Origin of the sequence: Planotetraspora kaengkrachanensis (assembly GCF_016862895.1) — a bacterium.
GTDB lineage: Bacteria > Actinomycetota > Actinomycetes > Streptosporangiales > Streptosporangiaceae > Planotetraspora > Planotetraspora kaengkrachanensis.
The window spans coordinates 1-19,899 of record NZ_BONV01000010.1; the positions used below are offsets into that span (position 1 = coordinate 1).

General features: G+C 64.0%; 12 protein-coding genes. 10 read left to right on the plus strand and 2 right to left on the minus strand.

Annotated features, from left to right (window positions below):
* The coding region (locus Pka01_RS13600; protein ID WP_239114951.1) for a N,N-dimethylformamidase beta subunit family domain-containing protein at positions 1-1,848 on the minus strand (1,848 nt) is incomplete at its 3' end.
* 1,117 nt (positions 1,849-2,965) lie between these two features.
* Here Pka01_RS13600 and Pka01_RS13605 point away from each other — a divergent pair.
* From Pka01_RS13605 to Pka01_RS13640, 8 genes are all read left to right on the plus strand, one after another.
* Positions 2,966-4,420, plus strand: coding sequence for a hypothetical protein (locus Pka01_RS13605; protein ID WP_203883086.1), 1,455 nt, complete (start codon positions 2,966-2,968; stop codon positions 4,418-4,420).
* A complete protein-coding gene (locus Pka01_RS13610) occupies positions 4,413-5,279 on the plus strand; it encodes a sulfotransferase family protein (RefSeq protein WP_203883087.1) in 867 nt (288 codons plus the stop codon). Before Pka01_RS13605 ends, Pka01_RS13610 begins: the two co-directional genes overlap by 8 nt.
* A 142-nt stretch (positions 5,280-5,421) precedes the next feature.
* A complete protein-coding gene (locus Pka01_RS13615) occupies positions 5,422-7,782 on the plus strand; it encodes a hypothetical protein (protein WP_203883088.1) in 2,361 nt (786 codons plus the stop codon).
* Positions 7,783-8,201: 419 nt separating this feature from the next.
* Positions 8,202-9,344 (plus strand): glycosyltransferase, encoded by a 1,143-nt coding sequence (locus Pka01_RS13620; protein WP_203883089.1) that lies wholly within the window; start codon positions 8,202-8,204, stop codon positions 9,342-9,344.
* A gap of 8 nt (positions 9,345-9,352) precedes the next feature.
* Positions 9,353-11,248 (plus strand): asparagine synthase (glutamine-hydrolyzing), encoded by a 1,896-nt coding sequence (gene asnB, locus Pka01_RS13625; protein WP_203883090.1) that lies wholly within the window; start codon positions 9,353-9,355, stop codon positions 11,246-11,248.
* Complete coding sequence (locus Pka01_RS13630; RefSeq protein WP_275414462.1) at positions 11,227-12,522, plus strand: oligosaccharide flippase family protein; 1,296 nt, start codon at positions 11,227-11,229, stop codon at positions 12,520-12,522. The genes asnB and Pka01_RS13630 overlap by 22 nt, the downstream gene beginning before the upstream one ends.
* Positions 12,523-13,337: 815 nt before the next feature.
* Positions 13,338-13,730, plus strand: coding sequence for a hypothetical protein (locus Pka01_RS13635; RefSeq protein WP_203883092.1), 393 nt, complete (start codon positions 13,338-13,340; stop codon positions 13,728-13,730).
* Between the two features lie 865 nt (positions 13,731-14,595).
* Positions 14,596-15,903, plus strand: coding sequence for a hypothetical protein (locus Pka01_RS13640; RefSeq protein WP_203883093.1), 1,308 nt, complete (start codon positions 14,596-14,598; stop codon positions 15,901-15,903).
* 301 nt (positions 15,904-16,204) lie between these two features.
* On the opposite strand, the gene Pka01_RS13645 is transcribed toward Pka01_RS13640, so the two are convergent.
* Positions 16,205-17,305, minus strand: a complete 1,101-nt coding sequence (locus tag Pka01_RS13645; protein WP_203883094.1) for a glycosyltransferase — start codon at positions 17,303-17,305, stop codon at positions 16,205-16,207.
* A 501-nt stretch (positions 17,306-17,806) separates the two neighbouring features.
* Here Pka01_RS13645 and Pka01_RS13650 point away from each other — a divergent pair.
* Entirely contained in the window at positions 17,807-18,913 is a 1,107-nt protein-coding gene (locus Pka01_RS13650; RefSeq protein WP_239114985.1) for a glycosyltransferase, read from the plus strand.
* Positions 18,910-19,884 carry an NAD-dependent epimerase/dehydratase family protein gene (locus Pka01_RS13655; RefSeq protein ID WP_203883096.1) on the plus strand — a complete coding sequence of 325 codons (975 nt, stop codon included), beginning with the start codon at positions 18,910-18,912 and terminating at the stop codon, positions 19,882-19,884. Before Pka01_RS13650 ends, Pka01_RS13655 begins: the two co-directional genes overlap by 4 nt.
* Positions 19,885-19,899: the final 15 nt, after the last annotated feature.

The window sequence follows — 19,899 nt, forward strand, 5'->3', positions numbered from 1 at the left end:
CCTGATCCCCGTGATGGTGCCCGGAGTCGTCGACTTGAACTTCACGCCGATCTCCACCGGCTTGGTGTCGTTATTGGAGTCGACCGCGGGCGTCGTGGTCGGCGGCCAGAGCGTGTTCACGACGGTGACGGTGGTCATGGTGGGGGTCGCTTGCAGGTTGCCGATGTCGTCGACCGCCCGGGTCTGGATCTTCACCGTCCCCGTAGTCGTCGGCGTCCAGCTGAACACCCAACTCGTGCGCCCTGTCGCCGGACGCCAGGTCGTCCCGCCGTCCACGGACACCTCGACGGCGGCCACGACTCCTCCGCCGGTGTCCGCCGCCGTGCCTTGTACCGTGACGGGGCTTTTCGCCGAAAAGGTCGCACCGTTCACGGGACTGCTGATGGCAGACGTCGGAGGAGCGGTGTCCGTCGACTGTGTCGCCGGAACCAAGTCCGGTTGGAGCGTCGCCGGCTGGGCCCCCATGTCCGCGAAGAGATTCACGGTCGCCTGCCGTATCCGGATGTCCGCGGGCGTACCGGGGCGATCATGAACGGCGTCCAGTCCCCACGACCACTGAGTGGTTCCCGCGCCGAAGACCAGCGCGCCACTCGGCGCCCGGTAGAGCACCAGATGGTGGGTCGCCACCCCCGCGCCATATGTCGACCCGAAGTCGAGCAGGTACTGCGGCGTCACATCGATTGTCGTGCTGGACAGTTGCACAGGGCCCGCCGGCTGGAATCCGTTGTAGGGCGCCTCGTCCCATTCGTAGCCAAGCATACCGGCGGCGAAATTCGCCGTCTGACCAGGCGAAAGGTTCGCGACGGACGTGTTGCGCCAAAACCGCATGGGGGCGTATTCAGCCGGGACCATCATTGGATCGTTGCGGGTGCCGTTCACCATGTGCAGCGTGCCGGTCAGCGCGTTCTCCGGCCTACCGCCATTGGACGGCGGGGAGAAACGCGGATCGCGCCACGTACCGGTCCACTGAGGACTCGGGTCGATCTTGGCGTTCGCAGCAGTCTCCTTGTAGCAGACAAGTGTCCGGAACGGTGTGGTCGATCCATCGATGCTGTCCTGCCATCTCGTCTTCCAGAACACCTCGTTACCGGAGAAGAACGACAGATCGACGCCCTGGGCGCGGGCGTTCTCCACGTTGTTCCGCATGTCGTTCGACCAGTACTCGTCGTGCCCGACGGACAGGAAAACCTTGTGGTCAAGCAGTTCCGCTCCCCGCCTGGCCGTGTCGACGTTGCTCGTATAGCTGACGTCGTAACTGTTGGCCTCCAGCCACCTGACCATGGGGTATTCGGAGTTGAAGAAATAGCTTTCAACCGACCCTTTGCAACAACTGCTGCCTCGTGTGGTCACCGGACGGTTGTAGCTGACCGCGAAGGCCCTTCCTGCCGGGCTCCCCAGATAAAGGCTGTTCCCACCATAGGTGTTGTATGCCTGCCACGTTGAGTCAGAGGTTTGCGCCAGTAGATCGGAATTACGAGCATCATCCCGCACAACGAAAATTATCTGGCTTACACCGGTTGTCCCATCCTCTCGCACCAGGTTCGCGAGGTAGACCCCGGAAACGGTGTCGTTCGGCACCGCCCAGGAGGCGGATATCGCCCAGTTACCGCAGTCGACCAGGCCTATGGTGGGGTCACTCAGGCAGTCCGGCTGCGTCTGAGGCAGGGTGGCGGAGGGCTGGACGGTGGTGATTTTCCGAGCTCCCAGTCCGCTGTAATAGCCGACGCGGTAGATGTCCACGCGGTAATCCGTCGCATCGGTCTTCACCTTGAACTGCGCCGTCTCCCCGACGTTGACACTCATGTTCGTCGCGAAGCCCTGAATGTTGGTGCTGCCTGCTCCAGGCACGTCCCATTCGCTGGGCGGGCTCCCAGGCAGGCTGTTCTCAATGCAGATGATGGAGGTGGGCGGGCAGGCCGCCGCTTGGCGACTCCTGCGCGGTTGCTTCGAACCGTGAGTCGGGAGGCTCTTCTCCCCAAGGTGGAAGAGCGGCGCCTTCCCCTCGCTCTGTTCCGGCGTCCCGGACGAGCTCGCAGACACCGTCGGCGCCCCAGACGACGTCGCAGACACCTTCGGCGTCCCAGACGACGCCGGCATCCCGGACGGCGTGACAGCCGGCACCGCAGAGAGAGTCGGCGTCCCCGACGGCGTGGGCGCCGCAGTCGGTGGATGCTCCTGGCCCCAGGCGCCGTGTATCGGGCTCAGCATGGCGACCAAGCCAAGACCGCCGGCGATCAGGCCTGCGCGGATCGTCCGCGGTCGCGACGGCTTTCTCACAGTCAACACCTACGATCCCCTCGATTACGGCGACAACGATGGCTGGTCACGAACCCGAACCGTCAGGTACGCGGTACGCGGCCCGGTCGCCTGAGCAAGGTCATATCCACGCAAGAAACCCCGCACAAACCCAGCGTGACGACGAGGAGGTGTGCGGCGGGAACGCATGCCGACAGCGCCGCCAATGGCGCCGAAAGGAAAACCCACTAGGGCCGGAAAATCCAGAGACTGGTGTCCGCGCGAAGGTGCTCCGTCCGGCGCAGAAAGCCTGCGGTTTTAGACCTGCTCGCAAGCATGACAAGGGTGGTGCTCACGACTCACTGGATCGGCCGCCCTCGACTCATTTCTTGCCAGTCCTTTTATGAGGAACGGTTGTCGCCATCTTTCTACACTTCTCGTGCGGGCCGCCCCGGACGATTATCTTGCTCCGCACCGGCGCGAGCCGGCCGGCTGAAGAGCTCATCTAGGTGCGATGAATCGTCCCGAATGCGGAGTCCATGCCGGATAGAGGATGGCTCTCCCAACTGCGGCCACTAGGCGGTTCCGCGCTACATGCCGATTAGTGTCGGAAGTCGATCGGCATGCGAAGCAAAGGCGGGTGAACATGCCTATGAAAGTCAATGGCATGCTCAAAATTGTCTCAAGTTTTCCGGTCATTAGAGCGCACCCCGGAAGAGCACTCGGCGACATGGAGGCCGACGACTCCGGCTCCACGCCTCTCAAATCACGGTTCCTCGCCGCTGCCCGCGCCCCTATCGCCCTGGCCGTAATTGCCGCAGTGCTGCTGCGTTCAACTGCCATGCTTGGATACCGACAGGCCTTTTGGTACGGGGACACCACCGCCTATGTCACTGACGCACTGCGGATCGTGCCCAACCCGTGGCGGCCAGCCGGCTATTCTGTGTTCCTTCGAATATTCCTGCCTTTTCACAGCAGCGGGCTCGTCGTGGCCGCCCAGCACCTTCTGGGGCTGGCCACCGGAATTCTGATTTATGCCCTGCTCCGCCGGTGGCAGGTGCGGCCGGTCCTGGCAGTGGCCGCCGCTCTTCCCGTTCTCCTCGATCCTCGCCAGTTGGTGATCGAGCATGCCCTGCTCAGCGAGACGCTCTTCACCTGCCTTGTGACGTGGGCTGTCGTCGTCACACTGTGGCGGCGCCGGCTCACACCGCCCATGGCCGTTGCAGCAGGGCTCCTGCTCGCCGCCGCCACGCTCACCCGATCAATAGGTCTGCCGCTCGTTCTGCTCTTCCTCGGCCTTCTCCTGGCGCGGCGAGTCGCGTTGCGCACACTGCTCGCGGCTGCGGCGACCTGCCTCGTGCCGCTCGGCGCCTATGGTCTGTGGTTTCAGGCACACAACGGCGTCTTCGCACTCGGTTCGAACGACGGAATGCTCCTCTGGTCGCGCACAATGTCGTTTGCCGACTGCTCGAAGATACGTCCACCAGCCGATCTCCTACCGCTTTGCCCACCTGAGCCGCACCGGGCCGCCGCCACGTGGCCATGGAACTTCTTGCTCGACACCAAGCGCCCGCAGGAATACCTGACCGACCAGAACGCCTGGTTGTACAGGAGGCCAGGTCCGCCGCTCAGCCCTGAAAACAACTCTCTCGCACGGAATTTCGCGCTGCGCGCCATCGTCGCCCAGCCCGTTGACTACGCCCTCATCATCCTGCGCGACCTGACCGACACCCTGGTCCGGCGGGACCCACCGGTGCACGCTGATGCCGCCTTCCTGTTCCCTGCCGTATCCGCCGAAGTTCCACCGGAGCAGGCGGATCTCGCGCGAACATACGGTTACAGCGGCGCGCCGAGGGCGGTCGCGCCCTTCGCCACGTTCCTCGAACGGTACGAGTATTGGATCTTCCTGCCAGGCCTGATGCTGCTCCTCGCCTTCGTGGCACCGGTGGCTTGGATGGTGCGCTACAAACGCCGGCTACCGACCCCGTCACTGATGCCGTGGTTGATGGCGGTGGCACTCTTGGTGCTCGCCATTGCCACGAACCAGAGCTCTTACCGCTTCGCCCTGCCGGCGGTTCCGCTGGCATGCATCGCCCTCGCCCTCAGCGTCACCCCGGCCGTGCGCCGCGGCTCCGCGCCAGCACGGGAAGCGATTCATACGGATCAGGTCAGGTCACATGCTTAACTTCCTCATCGGAACCGGACGCTGCGGCTCCACACTCGTCCACGACGTGATCGCCCGCCACCCGGATGTGAGTTTCGTATCCAACCTCGACGATCGGTGGCGGCGAACTCCCGCATCGGTTCGGCCACTCAATGGAATCATCTACCGGCGAATGCCGACCGGTTTCAGAAAACGGCTACGCCCTTCTGAGGGCTACGTGGCCCTGAGCCGTGAGGTCTCTCCGACCCTGGTCAATCCGTTCCGGGATCTGGTGGCCGCGGACGCGACCCCATGGCTGGCGGATCGCTTGCGTGTCTTCTTCGAGAGCCGGGGAGCCACGGAACCAGGTCAGCACTTCGTTCATAAATTCACCCTCTGGCCCAGAGCCTCGTTCCTGCACGAGGTGTTTCCCGAGGCTCGATTCGTGCACATCGTGCGCGACGGGCGCGCCGTGGCGAACTCTTTGCTCCAAATGACATGGTGGAGCGGGTACCTCGGGCCGTCGCGCTGGGAGTTGGGACCACTCTCCGACGGCTACGCCCAGGAATGGGAGCGTGAGGGAAGGTCGCTCGTACATCTAGCCGGAATCGGCTGGAAACTGCTGATGGACGCCTTCGAGGTCGCGCGCACGACCGTGCCCTCCGACCTTTGGTTCGAGGTGCGCTATGAGGATCTGCTCGCCGACCCGCGTAAGCATATGGACATGATCCTGGAGTTTCTTGGATTGCCCTGGACGAAGGGCTTCGAGCGAGGCCTCGCACGCCACGAGTTCTCCCCCGGGCGTGCCGATGCTTTTCGGAAAGATCTTTCCCGGGAGCAGCTCGCACTGCTGGAGTATTCCCTCGCGTCTCATCTGCACAGGTACGGATATGCCACGTGACATGACATTCGGGGGAAACTCGGCGTGACAGCCGAAGATTGGATTTATCCAAGAGTAACCCTTTCACCTCCGGCCGGCAATTATCTCACAAGAGCGGGTGTCTAGACGGTCTTGTCGCGCCGAAATCGCCAGACTTATGCGTATGGTCGAATCTTCGCCTCTGACGAACCTTGCGCCAGGCTCGGTCAACCCTTCGGAAGAGCTGCAACAGGTCGGGTTCGCCCCCAAAGGGAAACATTCCACTCGACGCCGATGGCTGACTGGATTGTGGTCGTGGCTGCCGGCGGCGGCTGTGACGGCTTTCACCCTGGTCATGCTGAGCTTCTCGGGTGTTTCAAGCTCCGACATGGCGGCGTTCAGCGTCTACACCATCCTCGGAATCCTGCTTCCCGGCATGCTGATCATCCGGGCAGTGTTCGGCCAGGCTCACACGCTGGCAGAAGAAATATCATTGGGCCTCGTTCTGGGCTTCGCCATAGAAGTGCTCACCTATATCGGAGCCCGGGCGATCGGAGCGCCACTGCTGGTCCTGGTGTGGCCGATCGCCACCTATGCCGCCTTCCTGACCGTTCCCCGGCTACGAAGTCGTTGGAAGCCGACAGCTCGCCCGAAAGCACCTACCTGGTGGTCCTGGGCCCTTGCTCTAACGATTGCATATCTGGTCGTCTGGAGCGTTTCGTACTTCAAGACAAATGCCATCACCTGGCCGGCGATGGCGGCGTCGAACATAGACGTGCCATATCACTTGTCGTTGATCGGTGAGTTGAAAAACCATATGCCGCCCACAGTGCCCATGGTGGCCGGCGAACCGCTGTTCTATCACTGGTTCCTCTATACGCATTTCGCGGCGACGAGCTGGGTGACCGGAGTGGAACCGCTGGTGCTGCTTGTCCGCTTGGGCCTGCTACCTATGTTCGCCGCCCTCGTCGTCCTGTTGTGCGCGATCGCGCGGCGCGTCATCCATTCATGGCCGGCGGCGCTGATCGCCGTCATGGGCGCAGTCCTGCTGGCAGCTCCGAACCTTTATCTCGGGACAAGGACCAGCGTATTCGAGATGACTCCTGTTCAGTCGTGGGAGAGCCCCACGGAGACATTTGGAGCTCTCCTGTTCGCCCCGGTCGTTCTCCTTCTCATCGATCTTCTTCAGCGCCGGCGGCATACTCTGGGCGTATGGCTCTTGCTGGGCGTCTTTCTCGTGGTGGCGATGGGAGCGAAGGCCACACACCTGCCCATACTGGCCGCTGGACTGGGTACCGTGGCCGCGGTCGAAGTAGTCAGGCAGCGCAAGCTCCGGTGGCCGACAATCGTCGCACTCGGAATGACCGCCTCGTGTTTTCTCTATGCCCAGATTGTGCTGTTCGGCCATTCGAGGCAAGGGCTGACCTTGGCGCCTTTCTCCGTTGCGCGGGGCGAGTGGGGGAAATTGACCGCTCTGTTCACCACGGTCGAACCCTCACTCGCGGCCGTGGTCGGCGTGGCACTCATGTATGTGGCGAACTGGTCCGTCATGTGGTTGGGGATCCTCGGCCTGCTGAGCCGGCCTCGGTCGCTCATGCAACCCGCAGTGCTTCTCATGCTGGGCATGGGCGCCGCGGGTATCGGGGCAATGCTCGTGCTCAGCCATCCACACAATGCCCAGGGCTACTTCCTTCAGGCGGCCGGTCCTTATCTGGCCATCCTTGCGGTCTACGGACTCACTCTGCTCGTGCGACGGGCACGGCTGCCGCTGCGGACGGTGATCCTTTCAGTAGGCATCGGGATGGTGGCCACTTACCTGATCCGTATGCTCTGCGGTGTCAGGGTTCCCCTGAAACCCGGCCAGTCGGATAGCGTCCTGGTCCTTCCGTATATCGCGCTCCTCGTCATCGCCGTGGTGCCCGTGATAGTGATGTATGTCACGGGGCGAGCCGGGCTTCGTGCCTGGACGGTCATAATCCTTTTCCTCACAAGTGCCGGCCTGCCGGCCGCCTGGTTCACTCGCGTCGTGTCGACCGTGGAAAAGGACACGCCCACCTCCCCTGTCAATTTCCATGGGTTGGCCCATCCTGTCGTTGCACAGGCCGTCCCACAAGGCATCTTGACGGCAGGGCGCTGGTTGCGGGCCCATTCTGAGCCGAATCAACTGGTCGCCACAAATTCGCATTGCCTCTGGGGATACGAGAGCCCATGCGACAGTCGCGAAGCCTGGGTGGCCGCGCTGACCGAACGCCGCGTTCTCGTCGAGGGGTGGATGTACACTCCGACGAACAATGACCGCTGGCGTCTCGGAGGCCAGCGAGTCGACGGCCTGCCATTTTGGGATGCCGAAAGGCTCAGCCTGAACGACGCGGCCTTTTACCGACCTTCATGGAGTACGATGCGTCAACTCCAGGAGCGTTACGGTGTCCACTGGCTCTTCGTGGATGAACGCCGAATAAATCCGGACTCGCATATCGGTGACGTCGCCAAGCTTCGGTTCCGCTCTGGGGACTATGCCATATATGAGATTGGGACACCGACATAGGGAAGGCAGCGAGCCGCGCGGATCGCCAGGAAGTTCCGGCCGCTACCGAGCGACCCGGAATACCGGCGATCCGCGCCGGAGATAGACGATGGCATTGGTCGCCGACCACGACCACGAAGCACACAACGCCAGGTCCTTAACAGCCAGGAATCCTTGGCCGTGGAGCGGGCAATGGCCAGTGCCGCTCAGATATGTGATGGGCTGCATCACGATCTAGGGCGTGATCCTGTGTCTCCGCTCAGCACGAGGGTCAAGCCCGAGGCCCCTCACCACGTCGACGCTCTTGCGTACCCATTACGACGAAGTCCGGCCGTCATAAGGATCCGCCCGAGGTGCCCGAATATCAGAAAGTCGTGTGCCGGGCACGGCGCTTCAGGTTCCTCATATGGCATATCAGCGGCAACCGGAAAGGAATCTTCATGGCGGCCGGAGTGAAGGCCCGCATCAATTGCGTCGCGTTTCTCATCGGGGAGCTGAATCTGGGCGGAGCCCAGCAACAACTGTCCCTGCTCGCGCGGGAATTGCGGCGCTCAGGCGTCGCGGTCCACGTACTCCTGCTGTCGAGAGGGGGACCGCATGAGTCGACTCTCCGGGACGCAGGGGTCCACGTTCATCATCTCGGCTTCACCCGAAAGCCATCCCCCCCTGTGGCCCTGGTCAGGAACCTGCGCGCCTTCGCACGCATGGTCAGCCTGCTCAGACGGCTGAAGCCGGAGGTCCTGCACGCGTTGCTCTACGAGAGTTACGTCATTGGGCCGCCCGCCGCCCGGCTGGCACGGGTTCCGGTCGTGGTGGCAGGACGGCGCAACCAGAGTTCTCTTCTCAAGCAGAGACCCCGATGGGTGCATGCCCTGGAACGGGTCGCGACTGGGATCACTGATCACGTCGTCGCGAATGCGGCCGCCCTCGCGGAGGATGCCCGTACGGTCGAGCGTGTCCCGGTACGGAAGCTGAGCGTGATCCGTAACGGCCTTTCCGATTCGGCGTTCCAAGCGGTCCTGCCGGAGAACATCGACACCACGCTCCCCGTCGTGCTGTGCTTGTCCCGCCTCGGCCCGGCGAAGGGCCATCGCTTCCTCCTCGAGGCCGCCTCCCTGCTTTCCCGTCAGGGACTGCCCGTCACACTTGTGCTCGTCGGAGACGGACCAGAACGGGACGACCTCGAGAGCCGGGCGCGTGCGCTCGCCGTCGACGTCCGCTTCCTGGGGGACCGGAGGGACGTCGCGGGATTCCTGGCGCGCGCCGACATGGTGGTCCTCCCTTCCGAGTCCGAAGGCCTGAACAACTCGGTCATGGAAGCGATGGCTGCGGGCAGGCCGGTCATCGCGACTTCGGTCGGTGGGACGCCCGAACTGCTCGAAGACCGCGGAATCCTCGTCCCCCCCGCCGACCCCGCCGCTCTCGCCGAGGGAATCACCCTCCTGGTCGAGAATCCGGAACTCGCCGCCGCCCTAGGAGTCGCAGCCCGTGCGTGGGCGCGCAAGAACCTCTGCCTGGACGTCATGGTCGACGACCACATCAAGCTGTACCAGCGTCTTTTGGAGAACCGATGTGCGGGATAGCCGGAATCGTGTCGACATCGCGCCCCGACCCGGAGCTCGTCCGCCGCATGTGCGGGGCGATCACGCACAGGGGACCCGACGGGGCAGGCTTCCACTCGGATGAACATGCGGCTCTGGGCATGCAACGCCTCGCCATCATCGACGTCGCCTCGGGTGACCAGCCCGTCTACAGCGAGGACGGCCGGATCGTGGCCGTGTTCAACGGCGAGATTTACAACTTCGCCGAACTTCGCCGAGAACTGGTCGCCAAGGGCCACATCCTGCGCAGCGAGGGCGACTCCGAGTGCCTCGTGCATCTCTACGAGGAATTCGGCGTAGACCTCGTCCATCGGCTCCGCGGCATGTTCGCGTTCGCCATCTGGGACCGTGATCGCAGGCGCCTGGTCCTGGCCAGGGACCGGGTCGGGAAGAAGCCGCTCTATTGGCGATCGGATCATTCCTCGATCCGATTCGCGTCGGAGCTCAAGGCACTCGCGACGGACCCGGACATGTCCCGCGAGGTTAACCCGGTGGCTCTCCACCACTACCTCACATACTTGTACGTTCCGGCTCCGTGGAGCATCTACCAAGGGACCTATAAGCTCTCTCCAGGCCATGTGCTCACCTGGGAAGACGGCCGCGTCACCGTGAGTCCTTACTGGCGGTTCGACTCCACTCCGCGCCATGTGGCGGACGAACAGTCCGAAGAGGAACGACTTCGGGAACTGCTGCTGGAGGCGACCCGGATTCGGATGGTCAGTGAGCGGCCCATCGGAGCGTTCCTGTCCGGCGGCATCGATTCCTCCGCGGTGGTCGCGGCCATGGCGATGCAGCACGGCGAGCCGGTCAGGACGTTCAGTATCGGCTTCACCGACAAGCGCTACGACGAACGACACTGGGCCCGCCTGGTCGCCCAGCGCTACGGGACCGAGCATCGTGAGCTGGTGATCACCCCGGATCTGCTGGACATCCTGCCGAAGATCACATGGCACTTCGACGAGCCCTTCGCCGATTCATCGGCGATACCCAGTTTCTACGTGGCCTGGTTGAGCCGCCAGCACGTCACGGTCGCCCTCAACGGCGACGGCGGCGACGAGTGTTTCGGTGGATACAACCGCTACACACTGGCCGCCGGCAGCGGCCGGATTCCGGTTCTTCCCCGCGCGCTGGCCGGAATCCCGCTGCGAGTCGGCGGCTTCTTCGCCGAAAAGGGCGCACCGGGCACCGTCACCCGGCGTCTCGGCCGGGTCCTGCAGTTCACAGCTGAGCCGCCGGCCCGGCGCTATGCCTTGATGATGTCCGCCTTCACCGGTGAAGGAAAGCACGCGCTCTACGGCGACGAGTTCCGGACGCAACTGGCCGGTGTGGACAGTTACAACCTCCTGGAGGAGGCCTACCGAGAGTCGCGGGCGGACACAGACCTTGGGCGGCTCATGGATGTGGACGTCAACTCCTACCTACCCGGGGATCTGCTGGTGAAGGTGGACATCTCCACCATGGCCAACTCTCTGGAGGCACGGTCCCCCTTCCTCGATCACCATCTGATGGAATGGGCGGCAGGCCTTCCGCTGCAGCTCAAGGTGCATGAAGGTCAGACGAAGCGGCTGCTCAAACGCGCGGTCGCGCCCTGGCTTCCGCAGGAACTCATGAACCGCCCCAAACAAGGATTCGGTGTTCCGCTGGCCATGTGGCTCCGACGGGAGTTGCGCGATCTGGCCTTCGACATGCTGACCGACCACACCGCGCGGGGCAGGGGCATGTTCCGCCCGTCGGCGGTGCGAGGCCTGCTCCAGCGCCATCAGAGAGGGGCCGACCACTCCGTACAGCTTTGGGCGCTGCTGCAGTTCGAGCTCTGGCACAGGGCACACGCCGTACCCGGTGCGCAGAGCCCGAGCGAGGTGCGATGCTCCGCGGCTCAAATGTGAACTCGTCGCTGAGCAAGGTCGCTCAGACGATGGCGAGCCGAGTGCTTCGGCTGCTGCTGGCGACCGTGACAGGGGTGTTGCTCGCGCGCACTCTCCAGCCTGAGGGCCGGGGAACCTACGCGATCATCGCCACCGCGGCGGCCACGGCCATCGTCATGGGGCACTTCTCCATCGAGCAGACGCAGATCTCCCTCTGGGCGGATCAGGCGCGACGACACTGTCTTGCTGTGAACGGCCTGTTTCTCGGCCTGATCCTGGGGATTGTCACCGCACTGGTCGGGATGATGCTGACGCTGCTCGGCGCCATGCCCACAACGTCTCCGCTGCTCTACTTGGCACTGCTTGCCGTGCCGTTCGGTGTCATGACGACCAACCTCAGAGGGATCGCATTGCTGCGGTCAGAAGTGGGCGTCGTCAACCGCGCGACGGTGGCGGCGGGCCTGATCCAGTGCCTCCCTCTTCTGGTCCTCATCGCCATCGGCAATGTCACGGTCGCAAGCGTCGTGGTGTGCTGGACGATCTCCATAACCGTCCCTTCTCTCATTCTCATCCGGGCGCTGAGGCTTCGCCCCCTCAGAGGCGGAGGTCGGCTGGCATGCCGCCAACTGGCCCTCGGGAGCCGCTACCACGTCGGGGTGGTGGCCTTCAATCTTCTGCTGACGGTGGACATTCTGCTGCTCCATGCCTTGGACTCCGCCGCGGCGGTGGGCATTTACACCGTGGCCGTCACAGTGCTCGAACTCGCGCGCATCCCAGCCGAGGCGATCACACAGGTCGCCCTTCCCCAGCAGGCGTCGAGCGACATGAACGACGCCGCGCAGGTCACCGCCCGCATCATCCGGCTGAGCCTGCTCCTGTCTGCGGCCTTCATCGGGGTGCTCGCCGCGCTGTCCCCCACCGTGATCCCTCTGCTCTATGGCCAGTCCTACGCGGGTTGCGTCGCCCCCTTGCTGGTGCTGGCACCAGGAATGATCGCGCTCTTCCTGACGCGGCCGGTCGAGCAATATCTCGTACGCCTCGGCCGGCCCATCAGCATGACTGCCATTCCTGTCGGAGCGGCGGCCGCGAACATTCTGCTCAACCTGGCACTCATTCCTCGATGGGGCGTGGTGGGTGCCGCTCTCTCGTCCACCATCACCTACGTTCTCATGGCGGCATTGGAGATCTCCTGGTTCGCACGGTCGGCGGGAATCCCGAAATCCGCGCTACTCCCGCGCCCGGCCACCATGCGGTCGGCGCTGGATCCGTATGTCAGGTCCGAGAGCATCTCCTGATCATTTTCGACACCTGCGGGTGCTGCAGGCGGGGCCGAGCACCCGTCGAACGACGAACTCGCCGCCCGGACTGTGCCGGCCGAGCTGGACATCCACCTGATCCGCGATAAACGCGAAACCCACAAGACCCCGGCGATCAAAAGAGTGCGGAAGCGATCCCCAACTGCGTGAACAACACCGACGAACAGTCGCAGAGGCCGTATTCCACAGTAAACTTGGCCAAGCCGTAATCGATCCGTACAGCATCTGGTTAGCTCTTGGTATTGTGCCAACGCTTGAGCAATCCGCTCCGCCGATTATTGCGAGTTGCGTACTAAGATCAACTCGTATGAAGAGAAGCTCGGCCGATCACTGAGCGGCCGAGCCGGCGGTAGCGAAATTCACTCCACAGAATTCGGCATCGTGCGATAGGGAAACGCTCACCAGTCGCCCTTCCCAAGACCCGCTGAGCTACTGAGCGGGATGCGCAACACACACGGGATGCTGGCGATGAAGGACCCCTGCGCGCCGGGGACCTCGGCACGCGTGTGCGGGCTCCTTCCGCGAACGACGTGTCGCCGCACGCCGACCAGCGCCGGACGGGGTACAAAATCAGACATAAATGACAATTTAGAGCAATACGCTCGTTACTTGGTCGACGTCATCAATAAAGCGACAACCGGCGTGCAAAAGCGACTGATCGTCGTTTGGCGCTCAGTCGCCCCGGAAAGCAAGACGACAGATGGATGGCCCGAAAAGGGTCTCCGCAAGCGCATATACCCGATTGCCGGGGAACCATCAAAGCAATTGGGCACACGTTTTCAGGGGGAAATTAAATGTCAAACTTCAAGAGCCTCGTCGGCGTTCTCACCATCAGCACCGCGCTGACCGGTGGAGCCATCGCCCTCGAGACCGCCGTGGCCGCTGGCGCCGCGAACGCCACCACCGTCATGAGCGGCTGCCGCGGATGCGGCGACGGGTGGGGCCGTGGACACCGCAACCGCAACCACAACCGGAACCGCAACCACGAGCGGCAGCACGAGCGTCAGCACGAGCACCAACTCCAGTCCCTGCTGCGCGACTTCGCCCTGCTCGTCACGCCGTTCCAGAAGACCGACAACCAGACCAATCCGATGCAGAAGCAGAACAACAAATCTAAGGCGAAGGCGGCATACCCGCCCGCTCCGTCGACGCATGCGCCTTACGTCACCCCCCAGATGTCAGATTGACGTCGTGATCGAGGCCTCCCCGGTGGCTGCCGGGGAGGCCTCGTCATTCGTTCGAACAGCAGGAACGGTTAGCCGCCTGAGATGGTGAACCGCCGGCGGAGGCGACCCGCTGAGTTTTCGGCTGGGGTTCCTTGGCCATCAGTGGCCTCGTTCTGCAACCCGTGGCGCTCATGACGAGGTCAGGCAGGCCGGCAAGGGCGCCGCAACGGCGGGGAACGTGGGCGAGGACGTGCTGGCCGAGGGCCCAGGCGCAGAACACGGAGCTTCTCGCAGCCGTATGGGTAATACCGGGGGCAGAACTGCACAATGTCTTGGGGTCGTATGGTGCTGTCACCGACGTTGTTCACTCCGTGCGGGCGATGCTGATTCAGGTGAGCATCGAACATCACGCCATGGGGATTCAGAACGGTTTCGGCCGTGCATCCGAAGAAACCGGGTTGCACCGTGCCCACCTTTCATTCCGCCATAGTCAGCATGGGGAGTCTTCCGAGGCCGCATCGTGATGCAATTGCACGCCTGCGAAGTCATCAAAAACCTCGGGACAGGCGGCGCAGAGGTCGTGCTCGTCAACTTCCACTTCCCTCTCCCCCTCAACGGTGCTCCGATCGCCGTCACGGCTCTGGGGGCAGGGTCCTGCTCCTGACCAGGCCTGGAGATCCCCACGTGCTCGCGTAGACCATCCTGCGGTGATGCATGCCCAGAAGTCACGCGCGGTTTCGCGAATGGGCACGGAACAACGCAGATCTTGTGGACATCAGCCAAACGGCGAAATCCTCGACCGACTGTATGACGAAGTCTGTGCTTGGAGCTGATTTCGACAGACCCGCCTCAGGGTCGACCTCAAGGCGTGTGGAGGAACTTTCCAGTGGAGTACCTTATCGTTGCCGTCGCCGCAGCGATGCTCGGCGTTATCGTGCAAACGACGTTCGCTCCTCAGACGGCTCGACGCATACTACCGGTATTGCTGGCCGCCTACGCTGTGAGAATAATTCTTCATCTCCTGGTGATGCAGGCCGATGTCATCGACTATGGCGGCGACGATGCCGCGTATATGGACCTGGCCACAAAGATATTGGCGCGCTGGGAGTGGGAGGGCTTTCATTTCGTCACAGCAGAACAACTACCGGGTCTATATTCCGTCGGCGCGGTCTGCAATCTCTTCGCGGCCATCATGTACGTATGCGACGGCCCAGCCGAACTAGCATGCACAGCGGTTGTGGCACTGATTTCGTGTGCGCTGTGCGTTGTCATCCACAAGATGGCGACGCTGGTCGGGGCCAACGAGTCCGCGGCATTTCGGCTGCTCGTCATAACGGCGTTCATGCCGTCGTTCGTGCTGCACTCGTCCGACACGTTCAAGGATGGCATAAATGCTTTCCTGGTCGTTTCCTGTCTCGGCCTCGGCCTGTCGAATCTGCGACGCTTCGACATACGAAAGGTGATGATGGCCGCACCGTTGCTCTGGACGCTGTGGCAAGTGCGGCCGTACATGGTCTTCATGTGCGCACCACCACTCCTCCTCAGTGCGCTCAGCCCCAAGCGCATCTTGTCATTGCGTAGCGCTGCCGTGCTCATCGGACTGCTCGTGACCGGCCTGATGGTTCTCGTCGGAACAGGAGACCAACTGCTCACGGCGCCGATACAGGAAGAATTGCTTCATGCTCAGTCCACCGAGGTGCGCATGTTCAGCGCCGGCAGCGGAGGCTCGGGGGTGACCTTCGAAGACGGCGGCGCCGCATGGGGAGCTCTCGGGCCGAAGCTGCTCTACACGCTCCTCTCGCCGTTCCCGTGGACTGATGGGAGCCTTGTACTGCAGCTCGGTAAGATTGAGACGGCGATCTGGTATTACCTACTCTGGAACGCGATGATCGGGGCCCGCGAGTTGTGGCGGCGGGATCGAAGGCTGCTGTTGGTGCTCGCACTGTTCATCGTTTCCGGCTTCATTGTCTACGCGACGACGGTCGCCAATATCGGTCTGATCTTCCGGCAACGGATGCCACTCATGATGATCACGAGCCTGCTGGCCGCGGTCGCCTGGACAAGATGTCAGGCTCGAAAAGAGAGACCTCGTCCCCGGAGCTTGCCCCCATTCCATGAAGCGGCGACCGACGTCGATTCCCACCGTGACTCGGATTCGGTGAGGAGCGAGGGATCGCCGGCACGCTTCGGGTAGTCGGCGAGGGTGTGAATGTCCCTGTCCGGCTGCGAGCGGGACGCCGAACGCCTTCTTTCGGGCGTACAACAGCTCGTGCGGCCGCCAGGCGGCGACCGATCGCTCAGCAGCCGGAACGAGCCGTCCCCGGGCGCGATCCCGGATGGCGAAGGCGCCCCTTCGGTCGGTGGATCATGTCGGTGCCGTGCTCCTCATGGAGATGTACGCGACATTCGGAATCACCGACTGAACGCGGTCGATGCCCGGCCGCACGATCTCGGGATCCGGCGTCGCCGTCGAAGCGATCCCCGCTATCCGCACATCAGGCCTTCACGTCCCTGGCCAGCTCCGCGTAAAGCTCTTCGAACCACTCTGCCGTGCCGGCCATGTCCACACTCTCCGCGCTGGCCAGGGCTCCGGCACGCAATTCACGGTGTGTCTGCGGCTCCATCCCCCGGAGCATCGCCTCTGCCAGGGCACCGGCTGAGCCCGGCTCGGTCAAAATCCCGTTCCGGCCGGAGGCGATCAGGTCCGGCACTCCCCCGACCCGGGTGGAGACGACAGGCACCCCGGCCGCCAGCGCCTCCATGACCACCACCGGCAGCCCTTCATGGTCGGAGCTGAGCACCAGCAGGTCGGCTGCTGCGACCAGCCGCGCGGCCCGCGGGAGCCTCCCCAGCACGCGTACGTGGTCGCCCAGGCCCCGAGCCTCCACGTCGCGGACTACCTCGTCCCGCAACGGCCCGTCACCGGCGAGCGCGAAAACGGCATCCGGCCGGCGCCGCACGACCTCTGCGGCCGCCTGAAGGAGCAGCCGGTGATTCTTCTGTGGGCGGAAGTTGGCTACGCAGGCGAACAGGAACGAGTCTTCCGGCAGGTTCAACTCACGCCGCAGGAGGCTCGCCCGGGCGGCCCACCACCGCTGTCCCTGCACGTCGACCCCGTGCATTCGGGTGAGCACGCGACGAGCGCCGATGACGGCACGCGACCGGGCCACGAGCGGCGACACGGCCACCGTGCAGTCGTCCAGCCATCGGGTCAAGCGGTCGAGGTACATCGTTTTCGGCCAGCGTTCGTTGTGAACGGTCGAAACGAGAGCGGGACGCTTCCTGGCGAGCCGGACGAACGGCCGGAGGACGATGAGGGGCGCCGGAGAGTGCACATTCAGCACATGAGGCGCGACTCGGCGGACCGCTGTGACGAGCCTGGCGTAGACCAGCGGCCGGGGACCCGCAGTGAGATCGATGACCGTTATTCCTGCCGAGCGCAGCCGCTGTATGAGTTCATCCGTCGATGCCCGCAGGCAGATCACCGTGTAGTTCACGATTCCTTCGCGAGCCTTCAGAAGCCGCTCGACGAGCAGCACCTCGACACCTCCGAGGTCAAGGGTCTTCGTGACCTCGCACACCCGAAGATCACTCATCGTGCTCCAACGTGTCGTGCCTGCAGTTGAAATAGGAATAGCCATTCACGTGCCCCCACTTGCCGATCCTTTGTCTGCGCCATCAGGAATCCCCGCACGGGGCGGCCGGGAAGCGCTTTGAACAGCCAGCTCCCGAGTTCACCGGTAAACGTAAGGGAAATCGTTGAACCGGCCGGCCTCAAGCGAAACACGGTCCCTTGACTTTCTTTTTCCCCGTCGAACTCCAGCTGCCCAGCCCCAGGGGAACCGCCCGGTTGACAGTGCGTGACCAGGCCGTTCGCCCGCTGATGGAGCAGCGGCTACTCGATCATGTTCGGGTACCGAATTCGGAAACTCTTCGCCGTCACGGTGAGCGCGTCCCGGAGGAGACACGCGTCCGAGTTAGTTTCTCCGGCGTGAACCGCATCTGTCAGCGAGGGGCCCGTGATGACGCCAGACGGCCGTATTCGTGTCATGGAAATCATCGCGCGCATGAACGTCGGCGGCCCTGCGGCTCTAGTCATGGGACTGGACGGGCGGCTCAACGCCGATGAATTCGACCGTCGCCTCTATACGGGATATGTCGATGGCGCCGAAGGCGACCATCTTCAACTCCTGGACGCGACGCTGCAAGTTCATCGGATCCCGGGCCTCGGCCGAGCGGTCAAGCCGGCCGATGACTATCGCGCGCTCCTTCGGCTGATCAGCGCCATGCGCAGCTTCCGGCCGCACATCGTGCACACGCACACCGCCAAGGCCGGCGCGCTCGGTCGTATGGCCGCCCGCCTCGCCGGCACCGGCTCGGCCCGGGTGCACGTTTTCCATGGGCATCTCCTTGAGGGCGGCTACTTCTCGCCGTCCAAGCGCCGCCTCTACATCTGGACGGAACGGCGCCTCGCCTCCATGTCCGATCGTCTGGTGACGGTCGGAGCCAAGGTCCGCGACGACCTTCTCGCCGCTGGGATCGGCCGGCCGGAGCAGTACGTCGTAATCCCGCCCGGCCTGCAGCTGGGCCGGACTCCCGACCGCGAGGCGGCCCGTACCGCTCTGGACCTACCCCTGGACGCGCCCGTCGTCGCATTCGTCGGCCGGCTCACCCAGGTGAAGCGGCCCGACCGGTTCCTCGCCACCGCGCGCGCCGTGCTCCAGCGCCTGCCCGCCTGCCGGTTCGTCGTCTGCGGAGGCGGCGAGCTCAAGGAGGAGCTGGAGCGGGGCATCGCGGACATGTGGGGCTCCTTCCGCCTGCTGGGGTGGCGACGAGACGTCGAGACCGTCTACGCGGCGGCCGACGTGGTCCTGATGACCTCCGACAACGAGGGCACGCCGCTGACCCTCATCGAGGCGGGGATGGCCGGCACTCCCGTTGTCTCCACGCGTGTGGGAAGCATCCCGGAGATCGTCCGCGACGGCGTCACCGGCCTGCTGGCCGCTCCCGATGCGGGTGAACTGGCCGAGCACACCCTCCGCCTGTTGTCCGACCCGGCGCTCGCGCGCCGGATGGGCGAGTCCGCCCGCGACTGGACGTCGAGTTCCTTCGGAGTGGATCGACTGGTGGCGGACACCGAAGCGCTTTACCGGTCGCTGCGCGCCGCGCCGCGACACCAACTAACACCGGGAAGCACGACATGAGAATCCTTGTAACGGGCGGCGCCGGGTTCATCGGCGCCAACCTCTGCCGGACGCTCACGACCCGACCGGAAGTCGAGAGCATCACCGTGCTGGACGACCTCAGCAGCGGGAACATCGACAACCTCGCAGACGTGGGGGTCGACTTCGTGACGGGCAGCATTCTGGACCGGGAGCTGCTGGCGGAGCTCATGGCCGGAGTCACACATGTGATCCACCTCGCGGCACGGCCTTCGGTGCCCCGGTCCCTGATCGACCCCATCGCCTCGCATACCGCCAACGCGACGGGAACGCTCCACCTCCTCGAGGCGTGCCGGACCACCACGCCGCCGCACGTCATCCTCGCGTCCTCGTCCTCGGTGTACGGCGACTGCCCGGAGCCGTACAAGCACGAGGACCTCCCGACGCGGCCGCTCAGCCCGTACGGCGTCAGCAAGCTCGCCACGGAGGCCTACGCCGTGGCATACGCAGAAAGCTTTGGCCTGCCGGTCCTGCCGTTCCGCTTCTTCAACGTCTACGGGCCCATGCAGGCCGCCGACCACGCATACGCTGCGGTCATTCCGGCGTTCGTGTCCGCCGCTCTGCGCGGCCGGCCACTCCCGATCTACGGCGACGGGAATCAGGCACGGGACTTCACCTATGTCGGATCGGTGGCGCACGTCCTGGCCGACGCCGCCGTCCGCCGCGTCACGAGCAGGAAGCCGGTCAACCTCGCATTCGGCACGCGCGTGTCGCTGCTGTGTCTCAAGGACGCCCTGGAAACCATCCTCGACCGGCCGATCGAGACGGACTTTCTCCCCCCGCGCGCGGGCGACATCAGGGAGTCACAGGCTTCTTCCCGCCTGCTGCTCGGACTGTTCCCTGGGGTGCGGCCCGTGCCGCTGGAGGAGGGACTCCGCCTGACAGTGACGTGGCTCGAGAAGGCGATGAACACGAATCTCCGCAACGAGAGTGGCCCGGGCGAAGGCGCCTGACTGACTCACACCTCG

Excerpts from the sequence above, each read along its gene's own strand:
- Pka01_RS13620 (WP_203883089.1), top strand. The coding sequence starts at position 8,202 with ATGGCGGCCGGAGTGAAGGCCCGCATCAATTGCGTCGCGTTTCTCATC.
- Pka01_RS13615 (WP_203883088.1), top strand. The coding sequence starts at position 5,422 with ATGGTCGAATCTTCGCCTCTGACGAACCTTGCGCCAGGCTCGGTCAAC.
- Pka01_RS13610 (WP_203883087.1), top strand. The coding sequence starts at position 4,413 with ATGCTTAACTTCCTCATCGGAACCGGACGCTGCGGCTCCACACTCGTC.
- Pka01_RS13605 (WP_203883086.1), top strand. The coding sequence starts at position 2,966 with ATGGAGGCCGACGACTCCGGCTCCACGCCTCTCAAATCACGGTTCCTC.
- Pka01_RS13655 (WP_203883096.1), top strand. The coding sequence starts at position 18,910 with ATGAGAATCCTTGTAACGGGCGGCGCCGGGTTCATCGGCGCCAACCTC.
- Pka01_RS13650 (WP_239114985.1), top strand. The coding sequence starts at position 17,807 with ATGGGACTGGACGGGCGGCTCAACGCCGATGAATTCGACCGTCGCCTC.
- Pka01_RS13645 (WP_203883094.1), bottom strand. The coding sequence starts at position 17,305 with ATGAGTGATCTTCGGGTGTGCGAGGTCACGAAGACCCTTGACCTCGGA.
- Pka01_RS13630 (WP_275414462.1), top strand. The coding sequence starts at position 11,227 with ATGCTCCGCGGCTCAAATGTGAACTCGTCGCTGAGCAAGGTCGCTCAG.
- Pka01_RS13635 (WP_203883092.1), top strand. The coding sequence starts at position 13,338 with ATGTCAAACTTCAAGAGCCTCGTCGGCGTTCTCACCATCAGCACCGCG.